Source organism: Enterobacter sp. MALB-1 (assembly GCF_041021625.1).
Taxonomy (GTDB): domain Bacteria; phylum Pseudomonadota; class Gammaproteobacteria; order Enterobacterales; family Enterobacteriaceae; genus Enterobacter; species Enterobacter oligotrophicus.
In genome coordinates, this window is record NZ_JBDPJL010000001.1 from 1 (window position 1) to 17195 (window position 17195).

The 17195-nt window shown below is 52.1% G+C and carries 15 protein-coding genes; 14 read left to right on the forward strand and 1 reads right to left on the reverse strand.

Translation table 11 applies throughout. The features are described from left to right. From mnmG to ABGB15_RS00055, 11 genes are all read left to right on the forward strand, one after another. On the forward strand, positions 1–1307 hold a 1307-nt coding region (gene mnmG / locus ABGB15_RS00005; RefSeq protein WP_369064090.1), incomplete at its 5' end, for a tRNA uridine-5-carboxymethylaminomethyl(34) synthesis enzyme MnmG. 106 nt (positions 1308–1413) lie between these two features. Next, positions 1414–2037, forward strand: coding sequence for a 16S rRNA (guanine(527)-N(7))-methyltransferase RsmG (rsmG, locus tag ABGB15_RS00010; RefSeq protein ID WP_215723895.1), 624 nt, complete (start codon positions 1414–1416; stop codon positions 2035–2037). A 616-nt stretch (positions 2038–2653) separates the two neighbouring features. Next, positions 2654–3034, forward strand: a complete 381-nt coding sequence (atpI, locus tag ABGB15_RS00015; RefSeq protein WP_152082831.1) for a F0F1 ATP synthase subunit I — start codon at positions 2654–2656, stop codon at positions 3032–3034. An 8-nt stretch (positions 3035–3042) separates the two neighbouring features. Then, entirely contained in the window at positions 3043–3858 is an 816-nt protein-coding gene (atpB, locus tag ABGB15_RS00020) for a F0F1 ATP synthase subunit A (protein ID WP_100167517.1), read from the forward strand. A gap of 49 nt (positions 3859–3907) precedes the next feature. After that, positions 3908–4147, forward strand: coding sequence for a F0F1 ATP synthase subunit C (gene atpE, locus ABGB15_RS00025; protein WP_000429386.1), 240 nt, complete (start codon positions 3908–3910; stop codon positions 4145–4147). Between the two features lie 48 nt (positions 4148–4195). Then, entirely contained in the window at positions 4196–4666 is a 471-nt protein-coding gene (gene atpF, locus ABGB15_RS00030) for a F0F1 ATP synthase subunit B (RefSeq protein WP_003862370.1), read from the forward strand. A 14-nt stretch (positions 4667–4680) separates the two neighbouring features. Further along, complete coding sequence (gene atpH / locus ABGB15_RS00035) at positions 4681–5214, forward strand: F0F1 ATP synthase subunit delta (protein ID WP_152082830.1); 534 nt, start codon at positions 4681–4683, stop codon at positions 5212–5214. Positions 5215–5226: 12 nt separating this feature from the next. Further along, a complete protein-coding gene (atpA, locus tag ABGB15_RS00040) occupies positions 5227–6768 on the forward strand; it encodes a F0F1 ATP synthase subunit alpha (protein ID WP_152082829.1) in 1542 nt (513 codons plus the stop codon). 51 nt (positions 6769–6819) lie between these two features. Beyond that, a complete protein-coding gene (gene atpG / locus ABGB15_RS00045; RefSeq protein WP_152082828.1) occupies positions 6820–7683 on the forward strand; it encodes a F0F1 ATP synthase subunit gamma in 864 nt (287 codons plus the stop codon). Between the two features lie 31 nt (positions 7684–7714). Continuing rightward, a complete protein-coding gene (atpD, locus tag ABGB15_RS00050) occupies positions 7715–9097 on the forward strand; it encodes a F0F1 ATP synthase subunit beta (protein WP_003862362.1) in 1383 nt (460 codons plus the stop codon). Between the two features lie 20 nt (positions 9098–9117). Then, positions 9118–9537 carry a F0F1 ATP synthase subunit epsilon gene (locus ABGB15_RS00055; protein WP_003862360.1) on the forward strand — a complete coding sequence of 140 codons (420 nt, stop codon included), beginning with the start codon at positions 9118–9120 and terminating at the stop codon, positions 9535–9537. A 300-nt stretch (positions 9538–9837) separates the two neighbouring features. Here the strand turns inward: ABGB15_RS00055 and ABGB15_RS00060 are convergent, their stop codons facing one another. After that, the gene (locus tag ABGB15_RS00060; protein ID WP_215723896.1) at positions 9838–11934 is read right to left on the reverse strand and encodes a right-handed parallel beta-helix repeat-containing protein; all 2097 of its coding nucleotides are present in this window, start codon (positions 11932–11934) and stop codon (positions 9838–9840) included. 344 nt (positions 11935–12278) lie between these two features. Here ABGB15_RS00060 and glmU point away from each other — a divergent pair, with 344 nt between their 5' ends. The 3 genes from glmU to pstS all read left to right on the forward strand — a co-directional run bounded on the left by glmU (position 12279) and on the right by pstS (position 17083). After that, positions 12279–13649, forward strand: coding sequence for a bifunctional UDP-N-acetylglucosamine diphosphorylase/glucosamine-1-phosphate N-acetyltransferase GlmU (gene glmU / locus ABGB15_RS00065; RefSeq protein ID WP_152082826.1), 1371 nt, complete (start codon positions 12279–12281; stop codon positions 13647–13649). 243 nt (positions 13650–13892) lie between these two features. Further along, positions 13893–15722 (forward strand): glutamine--fructose-6-phosphate transaminase (isomerizing), encoded by a 1830-nt coding sequence (glmS, locus tag ABGB15_RS00070; protein WP_215723897.1) that lies wholly within the window; start codon positions 13893–13895, stop codon positions 15720–15722. A 320-nt stretch (positions 15723–16042) separates the two neighbouring features. Then, positions 16043–17083 carry a phosphate ABC transporter substrate-binding protein PstS gene (gene pstS, locus ABGB15_RS00075; RefSeq protein ID WP_152082824.1) on the forward strand — a complete coding sequence of 347 codons (1041 nt, stop codon included), beginning with the start codon at positions 16043–16045 and terminating at the stop codon, positions 17081–17083. Positions 17084–17195: the final 112 nt, after the last annotated feature.

A 17195-nucleotide genomic window follows, 5' to 3' on the forward strand; every position in this document is an offset into this window, starting at 1 on the left:
GCCGCCTGAAAACCGGTACGCCTCCACGCATTGATGCGCGAACCATCGATTTCAGCGTACTGGCACAGCAACACGGTGATAACCCAATGCCGGTCTTCTCGTTTATGGGCAATGCTGCGCAGCATCCGCAACAGGTGCCGTGCTACATCACGCATACCAACGAGAAAACCCATGACGTGATCCGCAATAACCTCGATCGCAGCCCAATGTATGCGGGTGTGATCGAAGGGATCGGCCCACGTTACTGCCCGTCGATCGAAGACAAAGTGATGCGCTTTGCCGATCGTAACCAGCACCAGATCTTCCTTGAGCCGGAAGGACTGACGTCTAATGAAATTTACCCGAACGGTATCTCCACCAGCCTGCCGTTTGATGTGCAGATGCAAATTGTTCGCTCAATGCAGGGTATGGAGAACGCGAAAATCGTTCGTCCTGGCTACGCTATTGAGTACGATTTCTTCGACCCACGTGACCTGAAGCCGACTCTGGAGAGCAAATTCATCCACGGTCTGTTCTTCGCGGGCCAGATTAACGGCACCACCGGCTACGAAGAAGCCGCAGCACAGGGACTGCTTGCAGGTCTGAATGCCGCACGCTTCTCCGCTGAGAAAGAGGGCTGGGCACCGGGTCGCTCTCAGGCCTATCTGGGCGTGCTGGTTGACGATCTCTGCACGCTGGGAACCAAAGAACCGTACCGCATGTTCACTTCACGTGCGGAATACCGCCTGATGCTGCGCGAAGACAACGCCGACCTGCGCCTGACCGAAAAGGGCCGCGAGCTGGGTCTGGTGGATGACGAACGCTGGGCGCGTTTCAACGAAAAGCTGGAACGCATTGAACAGGAACGTCAGCGCCTGAAAACAACGTGGGTGAACCCACAGGCGGAAACCGCTGCGGAAGTGAACGCTCACTTAACAGCGCCGCTTTCACGCGAAGCCAGTGGTGAAGATTTACTGCGTCGTCCTGAAGTGACCTATGAGAACCTGGTTAAACTGACCGCGTTTGCGCCGGGCCTTGAAGACGATGAAGCGGCTGAGCAGGTCGAAATTCAGGTGAAATACGAAGGTTACATTGCACGTCAGCAAGACGAGATCGAAAAACAGCAACGCAACGAAAATACATTGTTGCCGGAAATGCTGGACTATCGCCAGGTGACGGGCCTTTCTAACGAAGTGATCGCCAAGCTGAACGATCACAAGCCTGTGTCGATCGGCCAGGCTTCCCGTATCTCCGGCGTCACACCTGCCGCTATCTCAATTCTGCTGGTGTGGCTGAAAAAACAAGGCATGCTGCGCCGCAGCGCGTAGTGTTTGAAAATCGCCCGGTGGCGCTGTGCTTACCGGGCCTACTGAACTCCGTAGGGCGGGTAAGCGAAGCTCCACCCGCCATTAAGCGTCTCAACAGGTATTTACCGTGCTCAATAAACTCTCTCGTCTGCTGGAAGAAGCAGGTATTTCGCTCACCGATCACCAGAAAAACCAGCTGGTGGCGTATGTCGAAATGCTGCATAAATGGAACAAAGCGTACAATCTGACCTCCGTACGCGATCCCAACGAGATGCTGATTCGCCATATTCTCGATAGCATCGTGGTGGCACCTTATTTGAACGGCGAGCGCTTTATTGACGTCGGCACAGGCCCAGGCCTGCCGGGAATCCCTTTGTCGATTGTCCGCCCTGAAAGCCATTTCACGCTGCTGGATAGTCTCGGGAAACGTGTCCGCTTCTTACGCCAGGTGCAGCATGAACTGAAGCTGGAAAACATCACTCCCGTCCAGAGCAGGGTAGAGGCGTTCCCGGCAGAGCCGCCGTTTGATGGCGTCATTAGCCGCGCATTCGCCTCACTCAACGACATGGTGAGCTGGTGCAAGCACTTGCCGGCAGAAGATGGCCGTTTTTACGCCCTGAAAGGGCAGGTTCCTGAAGACGAAATTGAACAGTTACCGGAAGGTTTTTCCGTCGAATCTATTGAGAAATTACAGATTCCTCATCTCGACGGTGAGCGTCACCTGGTGATTATTAAGCCAAAAAATTTTTAAATAATTAATAAAAAATGTGGAATTTGTGCTGTTCTTGTTGTGTTAAAAATGAGCACACATGGAGAGATTTCACTGAAGCAAATTTAACCGGATTGTTACCAGGGGTTTTCTTACGGTTAACGTTACTAAAATTGTTCATCAGCAAGATAGTCAAGCACGGAAATATCAGTCTGCTAAATATAGAAACCTGCAACAAGAACGCAGTGTTAAATTTTTATTAAGAATGTCAATGAAAGGTTTTTGTTGTATACAGGGCTGTTTTGAAAATAGTTGCGATATTTTGTCTTTAATTTCATAAAGATGAAATTAATCGATTTACGTCTTTGATAAATACATCCTTATCGTAAATGTGTATTTTGTGATCTCGTGCACGCTTTATCGCCAACGTTTTCGCGTGGTTTGCAGTTTTGCCTGAAGGTGGACGCTTTCGACAAAAGTTAAAAAACAGCGACGGGGAAAAATATTTAAACATTTATTCACCTTTTCGCTACTTAATGTTTGAAATCACGGGTACGCACCGTATAATTTGACCGCTTTTTGATGCTTGACTCTGAGCCTTAAAGGACGTTTTATACGACACGCGGCATACCTCGAAGGGAGCAGGAGTAAAAACGTGATGTCTGTGTCGCTCTTGAGTGGAAACGTTGCTCGTAAACTTCTGTTCATTCAGTTTCTGGCCGTGATAGCAAGTGGACTGCTGTTTAGCCTCAAAGACCCCTTCTGGGGCATCTCCGCCGTATGCGGGGGTTTGGCGGTTGTTCTGCCAAACGTGTTGTTTATGATTTTTGCCTGGCGTCATCAGGCGCATACACCTGCTAAAGGCCGCGTGGCCTGGTCCTTCGCTCTTGGTGAAGTGTGTAAGGTGTTGCTGACCTTTGCTCTACTGGTGATGGCGCTGGCGGTTTTGAAAGTGGTCTTTATGCCACTGATAGCAACGTGGGTTTTGGTGCTGGTGGTACAAGTTCTGGCTCCAGCTGTAATCAATAACAAAGGGTAAAAGGCATCATGGCTTCAGAAAATATGACGCCGCAGGATTACATAGGTCACCATCTGAATAACCTTCAGTTGGACCTGCGTACATTCTCGCTGGTGGATCCACATAACCCCCCGGCCACCTTCTGGACGATCAACATCGACTCCATGTTCTTCTCGGTGGTTTTGGGTCTTCTGTTCCTGGCCATGTTCCGCGGTGTTGCTAAAAGGGCGACCAGCGGTGTTCCAGGGAAATTCCAGACGTTCGTCGAAATGATCATCGGTTTCGTACATGGCAGCGTTAAGGACATGTACCATGGCAAGAGCAAGCTGATTGCTCCGCTGGCCCTGACCGTGTTCGTTTGGGTCTTCCTGATGAACCTGATGGACCTGCTGCCAATTGACCTGCTGCCGTTCATCGGCGAGCACATCTTCGGCCTGCCAGCACTGCGTGTTGTACCGTCTGCGGACGTGAACATCACCCTGTCGATGGCGCTGGGCGTGTTTATCCTGATTCTTTTCTACAGCATCAAAATGAAAGGCGTAAGCGGCTTTGTGAAAGAGCTTACCTTGCAGCCGTTCAACCACTGGGCGTTTATTCCGGTCAACCTGATCCTGGAAGGCGTGAGCCTGCTGTCCAAACCTGTTTCACTGGGTCTGCGACTGTTCGGCAACATGTATGCGGGTGAGCTGATTTTCATTCTGATCGCGGGTCTTCTGCCGTGGTGGTCACAGTGGATTCTGAATGTGCCATGGGCCATTTTCCACATCCTGATCATTACGCTGCAAGCCTTTATCTTCATGGTTCTGACGATCGTCTATCTGTCGATGGCGTCTGAAGAGCACTGATTTTTTACCAACACTACTACGTTTTAATTGAAACAAACTGGAGACTGTCATGGAAAACCTGAATATGGATCTGCTGTACATGGCTGCCGCTGTGATGATGGGTCTGGCGGCTATCGGTGCTGCGATCGGTATCGGCATCCTCGGAGGTAAATTCCTGGAAGGCGCAGCGCGTCAACCGGATCTGATTCCTCTGCTGCGTACTCAGTTCTTTATCGTTATGGGTCTGGTGGATGCAATCCCAATGATCGCTGTAGGTCTGGGTCTGTACGTGATGTTTGCTGTCGCGTAGTAGTAGTTTTAAAACCCTAAGCCACAGATATTTAAGAGGTATTGTGCTGTGAACATGAACGCAACAATCCTCGGCCAGGCCATCGCGTTTATTCTCTTTGTCTGGTTCTGCATGAAGTATGTATGGCCGCCTTTAATGGCTGCCATCGAAAAACGTCAGAAAGAAATTGCTGACGGTCTGGCTTCTGCAGAACGCGCTAAGAAAGATTTGGACCTTGCACAGGCCAACGCGACAGACCAGCTGAAAAAAGCGAAAGCGGAAGCTCAGGTAATCATTGAACAGGCTAACAAACGCCGTTCTCAGATCCTGGACGAAGCCAAAGCTGAAGCAGAACAGGAACGTACTAAGATCGTGACACAGGCTCAGGCTGAAATTGAAGCTGAGCGTAAACGTGCTCGTGAAGAACTGCGTAAGCAGGTTGCGATTCTGGCTGTTGCTGGCGCCGAGAAGATCATCGAACGTTCCGTGGATGAAGCTGCTAACAGCGACATCGTGGACAAACTTGTCGCTGAACTGTAAGGAGGGAGGGGCTGATGTCTGAATTTGTTACGGTAGCTCGCCCCTACGCCAAAGCAGCTTTTGACTTTGCTGTCGAACACCAAAATGTCGATCGCTGGCAGAATATGCTGGCGTTTGCCGCTGAGGTGACGAAAAACGAACAAATGGCCGAGTTGCTTTCCGGTGCGTTAGCACCTGAAACCCTCGCCGCGTCGTTTATCGCCGTGTGCGGAGAGCAACTGGATGCCAACGGCCAGAACCTGATTAAGGTGATGGCAGAAAATGGTCGTCTCCGTGTGCTCCCGGATGTTCTCGAGCAGTTTGAGCACTTACGTGCCCTCAGTGAAGCTACTGCCGAAGTCGAAGTGACTTCCGCAACTGAACTGAGTGAAGAACAGCTTGCGAAAATCACCGCCGCGATGGAAAAACGTCTGTCACGCAAAGTTAAGCTGAATTGCAAAATCGATAAGTCTGTAATGGCAGGCGTAATCATCCGCTCGGGTGATATGGTCATTGATGGCAGCGTACGCGGCCGTCTTGAGCGCCTTGCAGACGTCTTGCAGTCTTAAGGGGACTGGAGCATGCAACTGAATTCCACCGAAATCAGCGAACTGATCAAGCAGCGCATTGCTCAGTTCAATGTTGTGAGTGAAGCTCACAACGAAGGTACTATTGTTTCTGTAAGTGACGGTGTTATCCGCATTCACGGCCTGGCCGATTGTATGCAGGGTGAGATGATTTCCCTGCCGGGTAACCGTTACGCCATCGCACTGAACCTGGAGCGCGACTCCGTGGGTGCCGTTGTGATGGGTCCATACGCTGACCTCGCCGAAGGCATGAAGGTTAAGTGTACTGGCCGTATTCTGGAAGTGCCGGTTGGCCGTGGCCTGCTGGGTCGCGTTGTTAACACCCTGGGTGCGCCAATCGACGGTAAAGGTCCGGTTGAGCACGATGGCTTCTCCCCAATCGAAGTTATCGCACCAGGCGTTATCGACCGTCAGTCCGTAGATCAGCCTGTTCAGACAGGTTATAAGTCCGTTGATGCCATGATCCCAATCGGTCGTGGTCAGCGTGAACTGATCATCGGTGACCGTCAGACCGGTAAAACCGCGATGGCAATCGACGCCATCATCAACCAGCGTGACTCCGGCATCAAATGTGTGTACGTGGCTATCGGCCAGAAAGCGTCCACCATTTCTAACGTGGTTCGTAAACTGGAAGAGCACGGCGCGCTGTCTAACACCATCGTTGTGGTGGCGACTGCGTCTGAATCTGCTGCACTGCAATACCTGGCACCATACGCCGGTTGCGCAATGGGCGAATACTTCCGTGACCGCGGTGAAGATGCACTGATCGTATACGATGACCTGTCTAAACAGGCTGTTGCTTATCGTCAGGTTTCCCTGCTGCTCCGTCGTCCACCTGGACGTGAAGCGTTCCCTGGCGACGTATTCTACCTCCACTCTCGTCTGCTGGAGCGTGCTTCCCGCGTTAACGCGGAATACGTCGAGAACTTCACCAAAGGTGAAGTGAAGGGTAAAACGGGCTCTCTGACGGCTCTGCCGATCATTGAAACCCAGGCGGGTGACGTTTCTGCGTTCGTTCCGACCAACGTAATTTCCATTACCGATGGTCAGATCTTCCTGGAAACCAACCTGTTTAACTCCGGTATTCGTCCGGCAGTTAACCCTGGTATCTCCGTATCCCGTGTGGGTGGTGCTGCTCAGACCAAGATCATCAAGAAACTGTCCGGTGGTATCCGTACCGCGCTGGCACAGTATCGTGAACTGGCTGCGTTCTCTCAGTTCGCATCCGATCTGGACGAAGCAACCCGTAAACAGCTGAGCCACGGTCAGAAAGTGACCGAGCTGCTGAAGCAGAAACAGTACGCTCCAATGACTGTTGCTCAGCAGGGTCTGGTGCTGTTCGCGGCTGAACGCGGTTACCTCGAAGATGTGGAACTGGCGAAAATCGGTAGCTTCGAAGCCGCTCTGCTGGCTTACGTCGACCGTGATCACGCTCCGCTGATGCAAGAGATCAACCAGACCGGTGGCTATAACGACGAAATCGAAGGCAAGCTGAAAGCTATCCTCGATTCCTTCAAAGCAACCCAATCCTGGTAATCGTCCGGCGGCTTGTCTCAGGACAGGCCGCCAGGCATTGAGGAGAAGCTCATGGCCGGCGCAAAAGAGATACGTAGTAAGATCGCAAGCGTCCAGAACACGCAGAAGATCACTAAAGCGATGGAGATGGTCGCCGCTTCCAAAATGCGTAAATCGCAGGATCGCATGGCGGCCAGCCGTCCTTATGCAGATACCATGCGCAAAGTGATTGGTCACCTTGCAAACGGTAATCTGGAATATAAGCACCCTTACCTGGAAGAACGCGACGTTAAGCGCGTGGGCTACCTGGTGGTGTCGACCGACCGTGGTCTGTGTGGCGGCTTGAACATTAACCTGTTCAAAAAACTGCTGACGGATATGAAAGCATGGTCCGAAAAAGGCGTTCAGTGCGATCTGGCACTGATTGGCTCTAAGGGCGTTTCTTTCTTTAACTCCGTGGGTGGCAACATTGTCGCTCAGGTGACCGGTATGGGTGATAACCCGTCCCTGTCCGAACTGATCGGCCCGGTTAAAGTGATGTTGCAGGCCTATGATGAAGGCCGTCTGGACAGACTGTACGTTGTCAGCAACAAATTTATTAACACCATGTCTCAGGTCCCAACGCTCACTCAACTGCTGCCTTTACCGGCATCAGAAGATGAAGAGCTGAAGCAAAAAGCCTGGGATTACCTGTATGAACCCGATCCGAAACCGCTGTTGGATACTCTGCTGCGTCGTTATGTCGAATCTCAGGTTTATCAGGGCGTTGTAGAAAACCTGGCCAGCGAGCAAGCCGCACGAATGGTGGCGATGAAAGCCGCGACTGATAATGGCGGCAGCCTGATTAAAGAGCTGCAGTTGGTATACAACAAAGCTCGTCAGGCCAGCATTACTCAGGAACTCACCGAGATCGTCTCGGGGGCCGCCGCGGTTTAACCAGGTTTACGAATTACGTAGAGGATTCAAGATGGCTACTGGAAAGATTGTCCAGGTAATCGGCGCCGTGGTGGACGTCGAGTTCCCTCAGGACGCCGTACCACGCGTGTACGACGCGCTTGAGGTACAGAATGGTAACGAGAGCCTGGTGCTGGAAGTACAGCAGCAGCTCGGCGGCGGTATCGTGCGTACCATCGCCATGGGTTCTTCCGACGGTCTGCGTCGTGGTCTGGAAGTGAAAGACCTCGAGCACCCGATCGAAGTGCCTGTAGGTAAAGCAACACTGGGTCGTATCATGAACGTATTGGGTCAACCAATCGACATGAAAGGCGACATCGGTGAAGAAGAGCGTTGGGCTATCCACCGCGCAGCACCGTCCTACGAAGAGCTGTCCAGCTCTCAGGAACTGCTGGAAACCGGGATCAAAGTTATCGACCTGATGTGTCCGTTTGCGAAGGGCGGTAAAGTTGGTCTGTTCGGTGGTGCGGGTGTAGGTAAAACCGTAAACATGATGGAGCTGATCCGTAACATCGCGATCGAGCACTCCGGTTACTCCGTGTTTGCGGGCGTAGGTGAACGTACTCGTGAGGGTAACGACTTCTACCACGAAATGACCGACTCCAACGTTCTGGACAAAGTATCCCTGGTTTACGGCCAGATGAACGAGCCACCAGGAAACCGTCTGCGCGTGGCGCTGACTGGCCTGACGATGGCTGAGAAGTTCCGTGACGAAGGCCGTGACGTTCTGCTGTTCGTTGATAACATCTACCGTTACACCCTGGCCGGTACGGAAGTATCTGCGCTGCTGGGTCGTATGCCTTCAGCGGTAGGTTATCAGCCTACGCTGGCGGAAGAGATGGGTGTTCTTCAGGAACGTATCACCTCAACCAAAACCGGTTCTATCACCTCCGTTCAGGCGGTATACGTACCTGCGGATGACTTGACTGACCCATCACCAGCCACCACCTTTGCTCACTTAGATGCAACCGTGGTACTGAGCCGTCAGATCGCGTCTCTGGGTATCTACCCGGCCGTTGACCCGCTGGACTCCACCAGCCGTCAGCTGGACCCACTGGTTGTTGGTCAGGAACACTACGACACCGCGCGTGGCGTACAGTCCCTGTTGCAGCGTTACCAGGAACTGAAAGACATCATCGCCATCCTGGGTATGGATGAACTGTCTGAAGAAGATAAACTGGTGGTAGCACGTGCGCGTAAGATCCAGCGCTTCCTGTCCCAGCCGTTCTTCGTTGCGGAAGTATTCACCGGTTCTCCGGGTAAATACGTTTCCCTGAAAGACACCATCCGTGGCTTTAAAGGCATCATGGAAGGCGAATACGATCACCTGCCAGAGCAGGCGTTCTACATGGTTGGTTCCATCGAAGAAGCCGTGGAAAAAGCCAAAAAACTTTAACGCCTTAATCGGAGGGTGATATGGCAATGACTTACCACCTGGACGTCGTCAGTGCAGAGCAACAAATGTTCTCTGGTCTGGTCGAGAAAATCCAGGTAACGGGTAGTGAAGGTGAACTGGGTATCTTCCCTGGTCACGCGCCGCTGCTCACCGCCATTAAGCCTGGTATGATCCGCATCGTTAAACAGTTCGGTCATGAAGAGTTTATCTATCTGTCCGGCGGCATTCTCGAAGTGCAGCCAGGCAGTGTGACCGTTCTGGCCGATACCGCTATTCGTGGCCAGGATCTCGACGAAGCGCGAGCCCTGGAATCGAAGCGTAAGGCTGAAGAGCACATTAACAGCTCTCATGGTGACGTGGATTACGCTCAGGCGTCTGCGGAACTGGCCAAAGCGATCGCCAAACTGCGCGTTATCGAGTTGACCAAAAAAGCGATGTAACACCGGCTTGAAAAGCATAAAGCCAGTCTGGTTTCAGACTGGCTTTTTTTATGGTTTCGTTTCATGAAAAATGAAACTGAAAAGCTGTTTTATTATTTTGTGATTTTCATCACAAAAATATTGATCGGTTAAAAAATGAGGCGTAGACTCTTTTTTGTGAAGTGTGTCACAAAATAAACCTCAATAAATCAGGATGCCATCATGAAACTGGTCAATAAAATCATCGCTCTCTTCAGCAACATGAACGTCTCTTTCGGTACGTTCAACCACTAATCCGCTGAATACTGCGTGGCGCTGAGCTTACCGTTGTGAGATAAGCGAAGCGCCATCTGGCAGTATCTCCCCGCTGTCGTTCACGCTTTTCCCTTTCACGATAAAATAGTTCGACTCATCAATATTCCCCGTTACGGCATCGTCATACTTTCCGGGGGTTGTGCGCACCGATTTATTACCGGTAAATACACCTTGTGTGGTTGTTTCACCATACGGGCTGGGCCGGAAGATAAAGTTAAAGCGCAGGTTATCTATCGCGATATTATTCGCCACCACCAGCGCGCCTGGGTTGAAGTTATCGGTAAAACCATCCAGATGATTGCCGATTGCTTTACTGTTGCGGATTTCATGTGCGACAGGCTGGCCCTCCCCGCCGAGTTTGAAACCGTTGCTGGTATTGTTACGGGCAATTGAATTCTCGATCACCACAACGCCATTAGCACCGTCCTCAATCTTGTTGAACAGGTCAAAGCCATCATCGATGTTGTCATGGGAATAGCAATTTTCCAGGCGATTGCCCTCGCCGACGCGCATTTTGACCGCAAAGCCGTCGGCATTTATTTTGCCCGGATCTTCATTGGCATACGATTCAGAGTTGATTACCCGGTTGTCGCGGGCCCACAGTGGTCGGCCAATATTATCCGGGGAGGAGATCTGGATGCCAGTATCGTCGTTGCGATAAGCGGTGACGTTCTCAATAACGTTATGGCTCCCCTGTACGCGCAGACTTTTATCTGTTACCTCAATATCTTTGAGATGCCAGTAATTTGCATCCACCAGCAAACCGTGGATTACCGCTTTGCCTTCAGCCTGTAACGTCGTCATTTTTCCCGCACTGCCGCTGGCCGTCAGAGGAATTTCGCTCCGTGGATAATCACCCGCACTCAGGATAATCTTTCCGTCCGGCGCAACCAGACCGATCGCGGTGGCTAAATCCACAGGAGATTCTTGCGTACCTCTTCCATCCGCTTTACCCACCGGTGAAACGTGAAGCGTTGTTGTATCAATACCGTTCACCTTATCGACGGTAAACGTCTGATGAACGGCTTCACCGCTGGTGGGGGTGAATGTCAGACTAAACGCATTACTCTCCGTTAGCGTCGCGGGAACGACGTACATTTCTCCCGCTTTGACCGGTTTATCACTCCCGATCACCACTTCGTTTTGCCGAACGCTGAATACCCCGTCGTAGTTCGCTCGGGCCTGAACCAGATAGTGGTCAGTCAGGCTTTTGCTCGCAGAAGCAAGTTGAACAACAACGGGAACAGGTTTTGCCTGCCAGGGTTGAGACACCACGGTGTTCGCTGCTGAAGTGGTCAGCATCGCGTCGGATACGGTGATTTTGGCATTACGCGAGGCGAAAAAGCCCACGTAGTAATGATCTTTGTTCTGTACAGAAATGAGATCGGCGCGTGGCACACTTTTACTCACCCATGCGTCACTGCCTGCGGGAGCCCACGCGGTGATAAACCCATCGTTGGTGCGTTCCAGCTTTAAACGAAACGCTGGCGTCTTGCTAATATCCACCTCTTCCTGGTAGCTCTGCTTTTTAATTGCCGCCCCGGCATCACCCCACGGATGAGAAATCCCTTCGCGGGTTATGGCCTGCAGTTTTATCCGATGATGGTCTTTTTTATCCTGCGTCATAATGGCATTCATCACCAGATTCGATGCCGCCGGGAACTCCTCATAACCCTCTTTCAACGGCTGCTGGCGTGGTACGCCGAGGATGTCGCGCACCAACAGACCAGCCCCTTCCTGGGCGGCGGGTTTCGCCCCGTTTTCCGGGCCAAATTGATCTACCCGAACAGTGGCCTGTAAAACGAAGTTCTCCTTTGCTGGTAGCTCGGTATAGAAAAACGTTAACCCGTCATGTGAGTTGGCGATCTTACCGCCACGACTTTCAAGGGTGACGGGTTTAGACAGGTTGGCTGTATCCTGTGCAGAGAGTTTTTTCCCGTCGATAGTGACATCGTTAACGCCGATTTTTTCCGGCAGTACGTTCGACGAAAAATTCAGATCGGTTGACTGTCCAAAAGCAATGGCTTTCCAGACTGGCTGATCCGCAGCTGTTGCAGTAAAGGCGCTACACACCATTAAGGACAGAGGTATTTTATAGTTCATCTTATTCTCCTGATTGATAATTGAGCGCCATTATCATCAAGATGAAACGCTGTTTCTTTTTCAAACGTCACACTATTGAAGAATTAAAACAGTGTTTTGCTTTAAAGGGATCTTTATTCATGATCCAAAAAAATAGCTAACCTATTGTGTGGGTTAGCGACTTACCACAAGAATGCTATTTTCCAGAGAAAAAGTGATTTACTCTGCCCCTGAAACTAGCCTCAAATAGCCGTTAACGGCAGATGTTGAACGTTTTCGCACCACTCCATTTTATGGCGCAAAATATGTAGAATTTTCAACGTCAAAGGGTTTTACTTCTCACTCAAATTACAGTCAGGACGCGTATGTTGAACAATACGATGAGCGTGGTCATTCTTGCCGCAGGCAAAGGCACCCGCATGTATTCCGATCTTCCGAAGGTGCTGCACACCCTGGCGGGAAAGCCAATGGTGCAGCATGTCATTGATGCAGCGAATGAACTGGGTGCACGCCAGGTACACCTGGTCTACGGCCACGGCGGCGATCTGCTGAAACAAACGCTGAGCGATGACAAGCTCAACTGGGTGCTTCAGGCTGAACAGTTGGGCACCGGCCATGCGATGCAGCAGGCCGCTCCGTATTTTGCGGATGACGAAGATATCCTGATGCTCTACGGCGATGTCCCGCTGATCTCCGTTGAAACACTGACTCGCCTGCGTGAAGCCAAACCGCAGGGCGGCATCGGTTTGTTAACCGTGGTGCTGGACGACCCGAGCGGCTATGGCCGTATCACCCGTGAAAACGGTAACGTCACGGGGATTGTCGAGCACAAAGATGCGAGCGAAGAACAGCGCCTGATTCAGGAGATCAACACCGGTATCCTGATTGCCAACGGTGCAGATATGAAACGCTGGTTGTCGAAGCTCAACAATAACAATGCACAGGGTGAATACTACATCACCGATATCATTGCGATGGCGTATCAGGAAGGGCGTGAAATTGCTGCCGTTCATCCGGCACGCATTAGCGAAACGGATGGTGTGAATAACCGCCTGCAGCTTTCTCGCCTTGAGCGTATTTACCAGGCTGAGCAGGCTGAAAAACTGCTGCTGGCAGGTGTGATGCTGCGCGATCCGGCGCGCTTTGATCTGCGCGGAACGTTGTCCCACGGGCGCGACGTCGAAATTGATACTAACGTTATCCTTGAAGGTAACGTCACGTTAGGTAACCGCGTCAAAATTGGCGCTGGCTGTGTAATTAAAAACAGCGTCATCGGTGACGACTGCGAAATCAGCCCATACAGCGTGGTGGAAGATGCCCGTCTGGACACGGCATGTACTATTGGCCCGTTTGCGCGGCTGCGTCCGGGGGCTGAGCTGCTGGAAGGCTCACATGTTGGTAACTTCGTAGAGATGAAAAAAGCGCGTCTGGGGAAAGGTTCCAAAGCCGGTCATTTGACCTACCTGGGCGATGCGGAAATTGGCGACAATGTAAATATCGGTGCAGGCACTATCACCTGCAACTATGACGGGGCCAATAAATTCAAAACCATTATCGGCGATGACGTGTTTGTCGGTTCCGATACGCAGCTGGTGGCACCTGTGACCATCGGCAACGGTGTGACCATTGCCGCCGGGACAACCGTGACGCGCGATGTGGCGGACAACGAACTGGTATTAAGCCGTGTGCCACAGGTTCACAAGCAGGGCTGGAAACGCCCGGTGAAGAAGAAGTAACAACAATAGTCACCCCTCACCCTGACCCTCTTCCCCCAGGGGAGAGGGGAACTGAACGGTGCGGTGTTTTTCTCCCTCGCCCCTTTGGGGAGAGGGCCGGGGTGAGGGGATAATATAATCCTCCCCCCACAAGCAGTACCCATAAAAATAACCCCACTCTCTACAAGGCTCGGGGGGCCCGGAAAGGGCAAATACAGGTCAGCGACAACGCATGGCATAACGCCATAATCAGGAAATCTAACTATGTGTGGAATTGTTGGCGCAGTTGCGCAGCGTGATATTGCTGAAATCCTTCTCGAAGGCTTACGTCGTCTGGAATACCGTGGTTACGACTCTGCCGGTCTGGCTGTCGTGGATGCAGAAGGTCATATGACCCGTCTGCGCCGTCTCGGTAAAGTGCAAATGCTGGCTCAGGCCGCGGAAGAACATCCGCTGCATGGTGGCACTGGTATTGCGCATACCCGCTGGGCGACCCACGGCGAACCGTCTGAAGGCAATGCGCACCCGCATGTGTCTGAACACATTGTGGTGGTGCATAACGGCATTATCGAAAACCACGAACCACTGCGCGAAGAGCTGAAAGCGCAAGGCTATACCTTCGTCTCTGAAACTGACACCGAAGTGATTGCTCACCTGGTGCACCGGGAGCTGGAGCAGGGCGGCACGCTGCGTGACGCGGTGCTGCGTGCTATTCCTCAGCTGCGCGGTGCCTATGGTACGGTGATCATGGATTCCCGCGACCCGTCCACGCTGCTGGCCGCGCGTTCCGGTAGCCCGATGGTTATCGGCCTGGGCATGGGGGAAAACTTTATCGCCTCCGATCAGCTGGCGCTGCTGCCGGTCACCCGCCGCTTTATCTTCCTGGAAGAGGGCGATATTGCGGAAGTGACGCGTCGCAGCGTGACGGTGTTCAACACCAAAGGCGAGCAGGTGAAGCGCCAGGAGATCGAATCTAACCTGCAGTACGACGCGGGTGACAAAGGCGCTTACCGTCACTACATGCAGAAAGAGATTTACGAGCAGCCGAATGCCATCAAAAACACCCTGACCGGGCGTATCAGCCACGGTGAAGTTGATTTGAGCGAACTGGGCGCAAACGCGAACGAACTGCTGGGCAAGGTTGAGCACATTCAGATCGTGGCCTGTGGCACCTCTTACAACTCCGGTATGGTTTCTCGCTACTGGTTTGAATCCCTGGCAGGTGTGCCGTGTGATGTCGAAATCGCCTCTGAATTCCGCTACCGCAAATCCGCGGTGCGTCGTAACAGCCTGATGATTACCCTTTCTCAGTCAGGCGAAACGGCGGATACCCTGGCGGCACTGCGTCTCTCTAAAGAGCTGGGTTACCTGGGTTCGCTGGCGATTTGTAACGTGCCGGGCTCCTCGCTGGTACGTGAGTCCGATCTGGCGCTGATGACCAATGCGGGCACTGAAATCGGCGTAGCATCGACCAAAGCGTTCACCACGCAGCTGACCGTTCTGCTGATGCTGGTGGCGAAGCTGGCGCGCCTGAAAGGTGAAGATGCTTCCGTTGAGCACGACATCGTTCATGGTCTGCAGGCGCTGCCGAGCCGCATTGAGCAGATGCTGTCTCAGGACAAACGCATTGAAGCGCTGGCAGAAGATTTCTCTGACAAACATCACGCGCTGTTCCTGGGCCGTGGCGATCAGTATCCGATCGCGCTGGAAGGCGCGCTAAAGCTGAAAGAGATCTCTTACATTCACGCTGAAGCCTACGCGGCAGGCGAGCTGAAACACGGCCCGCTGGCGCTGATTGATGCGGATATGCCGGTTATCGTTGTGGCACCAAACAACGAACTGCTGGAAAAACTGAAATCCAACATCGAAGAAGTGCGCGCCCGCGGCGGTGTACTGTACGTCTTTGCGGATAAAGATGCCGGTTTCGCCAGCAGCGATAACATGCACATCATTGAGATGCCGCATGTGGAAGAGATGATTGCACCTATCTTCTACACCGTTCCGCTGCAGTTACTGGCTTACCACGTTGCGCTGATCAAAGGCACCGACGTTGACCAGCCGCGTAACCTGGCGAAATCCGTAACCGTCGAATAATCTCTCCAGGCTCCACCTTCTGGTGGAGCTTTTTACCCTGCCTGGTTTGTTTTTAATCAATTCTTTCTCGTTTTTATTTATGACAATCTGTCATCTTCAGCTACTTTTTTCAGTGTCACATAAAGAAAATATAACTGAAAACGTACTGTCATGTTTGCGGCTAACATAATGATAATTAAGAATAGTTTTGCTGATTTTTAAGTGAAACTTTCATTGTCATAAAACTGTCATAATTCGTACATTTATCTGTCACCTGTTTGTCCTATTTTGCTCATCGTAGCCACTAAACAACGATTTACGAAATCCTTGCAGGAGACATTATGAAAGTTATGCGTACCACTGTCGCAACTGTTGTCGCCGCGACCTTATCTCTGAGCGCTTTCTCTGTATTCGCAGCAGCAAGCCTGACTGGCGCTGGTGCAACCTTCCCTGCGCCGGTGTATGCCAAATGGGCAGATACCTACCAGAAAGAAACCGGTAACAAGGTTAACTATCAGGGTATCGGCTCCTCCGGTGGCGTAAAACAAATTACCGCTAACACCGTTGATTTCGGCGCATCAGATGCACCTCTGTCTGATGACAAACTGGCTCAGGAAGGCCTGTTCCAGTTCCCGACCGTTATCGGTGGTGTCGTTCTGGCGATCAACCTGCCTGGCGTGAAGTCGGGTGAGCTGGTGCTGGACGGCAAAACCCTGGGTGATATCTACCTGGGTAAAATCAAAAAATGGGATGACGAAGCGATCGCGAAACTCAACCCAGGCCTGAAGCTGCCTTCTCAGAACATCGCTGTGGTTCGTCGCGCTGACGGTTCTGGCACCTCCTTCGTCTTCACCAGCTACCTGGCGAAAGTGAACGAAGAGTGGAAATCTAAAGTCGGCTCTGGCTCTACCGTTAACTGGCCAACCGGTCTGGGCGGTAAAGGGAATGACGGTATCGCCGCGTTTGTACAGCGTCTGCCAGGCTCTATCGGTTACGTAGAATACGCTTACGCCAAACAGAACAACCTGGCTTACACGAAGCTGGTTTCTGCTGACGGCAAACCGGTTAGCCCGACCGAAGAGAACTTTGCTAACGCCGCGAAAGGCGCTGACTGGAGCAAATCCTTCGCTCAGGATCTGACTAACCAGAAAGGCGACGACGCCTGGCCAATCACCTCTACCACCTTCATTCTGGTTCACAAAGATCAGAAGAAACCTGAGCAGGGTGCTGAAGTGCTGAAGTTCTTCGACTGGGCATACAAAAATGGTGGCAAACAGGCTAATGACCTGGATTACGCCAGCCTGCCAGACAGCGTGGTTGAGCAGATTCGTGCTGCATGGAAAACCAACGTGAAAGACAGCAGCGGTAAGGCATTGTATTAATTTAGCATTCTGACGAAAATGGCGGGTGGCGCTTGCGCTTCCCGCCCTACGGTTCCGACTGTAGGCCGGGTAAGCGCAAGCGCCACCCGGCGATTTCGTAAACGCGTTTAAC

What these genes read in the sequence shown, in the direction of transcription:
- atpI (WP_152082831.1), top strand. Translation starts at nt 2,654, where the DNA reads ATGTCTGTGTCGCTCTTGAGTGGAAACGTTGCTCGTAAACTTCTGTTC.
- atpB (WP_100167517.1), top strand. Translation starts at nt 3,043, where the DNA reads ATGGCTTCAGAAAATATGACGCCGCAGGATTACATAGGTCACCATCTG.
- atpE (WP_000429386.1), top strand. Translation starts at nt 3,908, where the DNA reads ATGGAAAACCTGAATATGGATCTGCTGTACATGGCTGCCGCTGTGATG.
- atpH (WP_152082830.1), top strand. Translation starts at nt 4,681, where the DNA reads ATGTCTGAATTTGTTACGGTAGCTCGCCCCTACGCCAAAGCAGCTTTT.
- atpA (WP_152082829.1), top strand. Translation starts at nt 5,227, where the DNA reads ATGCAACTGAATTCCACCGAAATCAGCGAACTGATCAAGCAGCGCATT.
- atpG (WP_152082828.1), top strand. Translation starts at nt 6,820, where the DNA reads ATGGCCGGCGCAAAAGAGATACGTAGTAAGATCGCAAGCGTCCAGAAC.
- atpD (WP_003862362.1), top strand. Translation starts at nt 7,715, where the DNA reads ATGGCTACTGGAAAGATTGTCCAGGTAATCGGCGCCGTGGTGGACGTC.
- ABGB15_RS00055 (WP_003862360.1), top strand. Translation starts at nt 9,118, where the DNA reads ATGGCAATGACTTACCACCTGGACGTCGTCAGTGCAGAGCAACAAATG.
- ABGB15_RS00060 (WP_215723896.1), bottom strand. Translation starts at nt 11,934, where the DNA reads ATGAACTATAAAATACCTCTGTCCTTAATGGTGTGTAGCGCCTTTACT.
- glmU (WP_152082826.1), top strand. Translation starts at nt 12,279, where the DNA reads ATGTTGAACAATACGATGAGCGTGGTCATTCTTGCCGCAGGCAAAGGC.
- glmS (WP_215723897.1), top strand. Translation starts at nt 13,893, where the DNA reads ATGTGTGGAATTGTTGGCGCAGTTGCGCAGCGTGATATTGCTGAAATC.
- pstS (WP_152082824.1), top strand. Translation starts at nt 16,043, where the DNA reads ATGAAAGTTATGCGTACCACTGTCGCAACTGTTGTCGCCGCGACCTTA.